Origin of the sequence: Nostoc sp. FACHB-190 (assembly GCF_014696905.1) — a bacterium.
GTDB lineage: Bacteria > Cyanobacteriota > Cyanobacteriia > Cyanobacteriales > Nostocaceae > Nostoc_B.
In genome coordinates, this window is record NZ_JACJQW010000103.1 from 1 (window position 1) to 4,295 (window position 4,295).

A 4,295-nucleotide genomic window follows, 5' to 3' on the forward strand; every position below is an offset into this window, starting at 1 on the left:
CAGTAGATTAATATCCCGTGTTAGCTGTTCTGCGTCCAGGGAGTAGGAGCGATCGCGTCCATCGTAATTACCTTGCTGTTGGAGTTCTAGGTGAGTCGTATATCCCCAAACTCTAACTATTCCATCCTCAACATTCACTTGCACAGCCAAATAAAAATCTGCTGCCCAACTAGGAATGTCAACCCATTCTTGAGGAACACGAATTTCGCTCAAATCAATTGCTTCAGTGGGAATCAATACTATGCGAATTTCACCAACATTAATAGCTGTACCATTGACTAGTTCCCAGCAGCTTTGTACTGTAGCTGTAGTATTCCAAGTTTCTTCTAGCCAAGGCAGAACAGCTAACAATGCAACGCGATTGAGATAAGCTTGAAAGCGTGTGCTTTGTGTGGGAAGGAACTGAGTTTGTTCCCAAGCTGAGTTTTGATTTTCACGAGTAACTTCTAGTAGTAAATCCATTGATTTTTTGCTGAAATATTCAGTAATCTTTGGCAAAGCCGCAAGAGAAAGCAGTTTATAAGCTACTTTTGTAAATTACTTTTTATTTTTATCTTTTATTCAAAAAAGTTTTTGAAAAGCTCTGGAAATTGCTGATCTAACTCTCCAATTATTCCTCAATTAACATAGAAATCTATAAAATTTGATTTAAATTCTTCAGCATTCCTGATTAGCTATTGATTAATTCTGCCCGTTCTAAACAATCCAATAAAGCTTCTTTGTAATCACTTCCAAAACTCGTGAATTGGAGATAACAATTATCTAAGCACTGGAGATCGCAACGTGGTACTTCCTCATAGTCATCATCTGTTAATTCCGATTCGGGAATGCTATCATCTACTGGAAAATATTCAACTTCCAGTTCTATTCTCCAATTGCGCCAGTTATCATCCTTGAATTCTAGTATTCCTTGTGGAAGTGAATTTTGATTGAGTAATTCAATTAATTGATTCAATTTAATTCGGGGCATTTTCTTCTCCATGTTGCTAAAAAAATCAGCAGCCAATGTCGGCTGCTTTTAGAATCTACCGAACACCTGCTGGAGTTCTCAGTCCCGCAACATAGTTCATCCACTGCTGGATGGCTTGTATTTCTGGAACTCCAGAGGCGATTGTATCTATCACTTGCTCCCGATAAGAAAGTTCAATGTAATTCGGGTCAAGGTCAAAATGATGGTTCGCCGCCCATCCAAGGCAGATGGTTTTTATTAATTCATCAACCCTCTGAGCAGAGAGTTGACTGGGATAATTTACGCCTTGAGACTGCAACCACTTTCTGATCAAGTCAACAGGATAGTCGGTCAGAATACGGACTTGCTTAACCCTCACGTCATGCGGATGTGCTGCTGACGCGGGAGCTTTAGGTTGAGTCGATGGTTGGGGCTTTGTGACCGGTTTTGACGAGGGGTCTACAGCGTCTTCATCAAAATCTAAATCGTATTTCACACTACCCATTTTTAATTGAATGTTTTCAATGATGCTACCCCAGTCAGCAGTAGGATTCCATTGATAACGAATTTTAGCCTTAGTTGTGGCATCATACAAGGAACAAAATACGACGTTCTCATCCCCAGGATTAGCAACAATTTGCAGAGGTTTTGAAAAATCTTCTACCAATGATGCTGCCAGCAAGAAAGATTTACTGAAATTAGTTTCAATTCCGCTTCTGATAACATAAAGTTCATCGGCACAGACAACAACATCTAGTTTCAGATTATCTTTGCCTTTAAATTCTTTACCAGTTAGTTTAAGCTCGCAAATATAACCTGTTAAAGCCTTATAAGGGACGGGAATTTGTTTATCTTTATTAAAATCGTAGTTATACCAACCATAAACCCTGCCTTCAACTTCTAGTTTGTCTACATATAGATAAATGGGGTATGGGGGATTTCCTAAGCCTAGTTTGATTTCATTAACCATTGTTTATGTCCTCGAATTTTCATTGATTTTCTCAAGATGATTAGCGGAGCAAATCGGAATCAAAAACTATCCAGTTCGTCCTCATTCAGAGCATCAGTTTTTTTGTAAATCTTCGCTTTATTCATCTGATGAACTGATTTTGAAATCAAGGGCATTGCGGCTTCTTTAACCGCAGTTTTCGCTTGCTCAAATAAAAACTGAGTTGCGCCTTCGGCATCTTCTTCAGGGTCTATTTGTCCCCAGAGTGAACAGCCTATTTCTACCGATTCATAATCGCCTAAATTGAATTTTCTTTGATATGTTACCGAAATTGTTTTGATTTCCATACCAATATTTTAGAATTTTTAGAAATTTAGCGTAGCTATTTTTGAAAACTTTTAACAATACTCCCCAGCCAAATACATAACTGGGGAATATGATTATTTATTCAGGATTGATGTAGTCAGTTGGATCTAATTGATATGGGGAAAATCCATCTGCATCACTACGGTAAATTGGCTCTACATAATCTAATACCACTTCATCTGCAATAATCTCTGTTCTTGTGCTAAGAGATGTAACTTGTGTGTCCATTTCTGGAATATCAATTCCTAATTGCTCACATATTTCTCGAATTTTTAGGTATTGAGGATGTATTTGTTTATCATGATGAGAATTGTGTCCATACCCCTCTGATTCCCAAGAACTAACAATTATTTTTGCCATAGTTTTATCCTTCTGTACTGCAAATTATGCTAAACTACCCGCCAGAAATGCTGGCTGATTGACTTTAAACTAACAACTTTCTCCCCAGAATCATCTTTTGATTGCTGCGGCTTTTCGATAGGCAGCAGTGAGTTGAGCAATCTAATCTGATGGTCAACATCTGCCACAGAATTGTAAATGTGGCAGGGGTCAATTTGCATTCCCAATGGTGTGGGAATGATTTTCAAATAATCATTTAATGCTTCAATGTAACCAGGGTTAAAGTTGCGAGTTTCGACATAACGACGCAGAGTAGTAAGTATTTGCAACGCCCTTCTGATATCCCCAATACTGCAAGAATCAATCTGCGGCTGGCTTTCTTGATAGCCCTTAGACTTTTTCTCAAAAACTAAATTATTGTACTTGCTGATGGCTTGTTGGGGATTAGTGAAAGTGTGAGTTTTAGTTTGGGATTTGTAGCCGACTCGTCCCCACTGGACAATCAATTGATTACTCTCAACTTTGGCTGACCAAAATTTGTTGCTGTTGTTTACAGCATCAGCATAAACTAAATATGTTTCCATTCTTTATATTACGTATTTAATAAATAGGTGAGCAGCTTATTTACCAAATGCTCGCCTATAATTAACCTATTGGCTTACTAGTACTCGTGCATTGCCCCAGCGTATTTGATGTTGTAGAGCTTCTAAAATCGATTCGGCTTCATCCACAGTTAGTCCCTCAAGTTGCGAACAAATATCGTACAAATCTTGAGGAATACTGTCGGGAATAACTAGTTCACATAGCGCATCTTCCAATGCTGCTGATATTGAATATTCAGATGCAGTGTATTCTTGTTGCATCAACACATAAGTTGATAAAGTGATACGAAACAAGAGCTTTGTTTCTCTAGTTAGCTGTTCTAAATATGCGCCATACTTATCAACAAGTTTGTCGATAAGTTCAGTTTGTCCATAATAAGTTACTAAATCTTTGGACATGATTTTTTCCTTGATAAATATTATTTCAAAAATTGTTAGCGTAGCGATCGCTCTTGTGTTGTTAACAAGAGCGATCGCCCATTCATCAGTTAAGGTTTCGATACCGCGCAGTTTTCAATGACTTGGTTGGTGCTTGAGCGAACGCACTAGAAGCCGCCCTTGCAGTTTTCGCCCAGTCTCTCATTCGCTCTACCGCCGCCGCATCCTGTACAGCCAGTGGTGTAATCGTCTGCCGACAAGCCTCCAGATCACCCAAAGTCACCTGCTGCGGTCTGCCTTCATCGAATGCCAATAGTGCAGCTTCAGCAGCCAGCGTCTCCAACTCAGCGCCGGAGAACTTGTCAGTTTGGGATGCGATCGCTTCCAGATATTCATCCTCAATCGCAATCCCAAAGCGATGCAGATGAATGCTGAGGATTTGCGCCCGTTCTGGTTCAGATGGCAAATCTACAAAGAAATTTTCATCAAAACGTCCTTTCCTTTTGAGTTCGGGCGGTAATGCCGAAATGTCGTTGCAGGTGGCGACAACAAACACCCCAGCAGTACACTCAGACATAAAGGTGAGGATAGATCCAAGAATCCTTTGAGAAACACCACTTGTGTCACCACTACCAGACAAAGCCTTTTCTATTTCGTCAACCCACAAGACACACGGTGCAATAGCTTCGGCAGTTTTCAAAGCTCGTTTAAC

At 39.7% G+C, this 4,295-nt stretch carries 8 protein-coding genes; all 8 read right to left on the reverse strand.

Features of this window, described 5'->3' with window-relative positions; translation table 11 throughout:
* Positions 1 to 462 (reverse strand): DUF1822 family protein (locus H6G28_RS36245; protein WP_190678211.1); only part of this gene is annotated, 462 nt, incomplete at its 3' end.
* A gap of 208 nt (positions 463 to 670) precedes the next feature.
* Positions 671 to 970 carry a hypothetical protein gene (locus tag H6G28_RS36250; RefSeq protein WP_190678215.1) on the reverse strand — a complete coding sequence of 100 codons (300 nt, stop codon included), beginning with the start codon at positions 968 to 970 and terminating at the stop codon, positions 671 to 673.
* A 55-nt stretch (positions 971 to 1,025) separates the two neighbouring features.
* Positions 1,026 to 1,919 carry a hypothetical protein gene (locus H6G28_RS36255; RefSeq protein WP_190678218.1) on the reverse strand — a complete coding sequence of 298 codons (894 nt, stop codon included), beginning with the start codon at positions 1,917 to 1,919 and terminating at the stop codon, positions 1,026 to 1,028.
* A gap of 59 nt (positions 1,920 to 1,978) precedes the next feature.
* On the reverse strand, positions 1,979 to 2,245 hold the full coding sequence (locus H6G28_RS36260) for a hypothetical protein (protein WP_190678221.1): 267 nt from the start codon (positions 2,243 to 2,245) through the stop codon (positions 1,979 to 1,981).
* A 97-nt stretch (positions 2,246 to 2,342) separates the two neighbouring features.
* On the reverse strand, positions 2,343 to 2,624 hold the full coding sequence (locus H6G28_RS36265; protein WP_190678223.1) for a hypothetical protein: 282 nt from the start codon (positions 2,622 to 2,624) through the stop codon (positions 2,343 to 2,345).
* A 29-nt stretch (positions 2,625 to 2,653) separates the two neighbouring features.
* Positions 2,654 to 3,187, reverse strand: a complete 534-nt coding sequence (locus H6G28_RS36270; RefSeq protein ID WP_190678226.1) for a WGR domain-containing protein — start codon at positions 3,185 to 3,187, stop codon at positions 2,654 to 2,656.
* Positions 3,188 to 3,253: 66 nt separating this feature from the next.
* A complete protein-coding gene (locus tag H6G28_RS36275) occupies positions 3,254 to 3,604 on the reverse strand; it encodes a hypothetical protein (RefSeq protein ID WP_190678229.1) in 351 nt (116 codons plus the stop codon).
* Positions 3,605 to 3,689: 85 nt separating this feature from the next.
* Positions 3,690 to 4,295 (reverse strand): AAA family ATPase (locus H6G28_RS36280; RefSeq protein ID WP_190678232.1); only part of this gene is annotated, 606 nt, incomplete at its 5' end.

Excerpts from the sequence above, each read along its gene's own strand:
- H6G28_RS36250 (WP_190678215.1), bottom strand. The coding sequence starts at position 970 with ATGCCCCGAATTAAATTGAATCAATTAATTGAATTACTCAATCAAAAT.
- H6G28_RS36255 (WP_190678218.1), bottom strand. The coding sequence starts at position 1,919 with ATGGTTAATGAAATCAAACTAGGCTTAGGAAATCCCCCATACCCCATT.
- H6G28_RS36260 (WP_190678221.1), bottom strand. The coding sequence starts at position 2,245 with ATGGAAATCAAAACAATTTCGGTAACATATCAAAGAAAATTCAATTTA.
- H6G28_RS36265 (WP_190678223.1), bottom strand. The coding sequence starts at position 2,624 with ATGGCAAAAATAATTGTTAGTTCTTGGGAATCAGAGGGGTATGGACAC.
- H6G28_RS36270 (WP_190678226.1), bottom strand. The coding sequence starts at position 3,187 with ATGGAAACATATTTAGTTTATGCTGATGCTGTAAACAACAGCAACAAA.
- H6G28_RS36275 (WP_190678229.1), bottom strand. The coding sequence starts at position 3,604 with ATGTCCAAAGATTTAGTAACTTATTATGGACAAACTGAACTTATCGAC.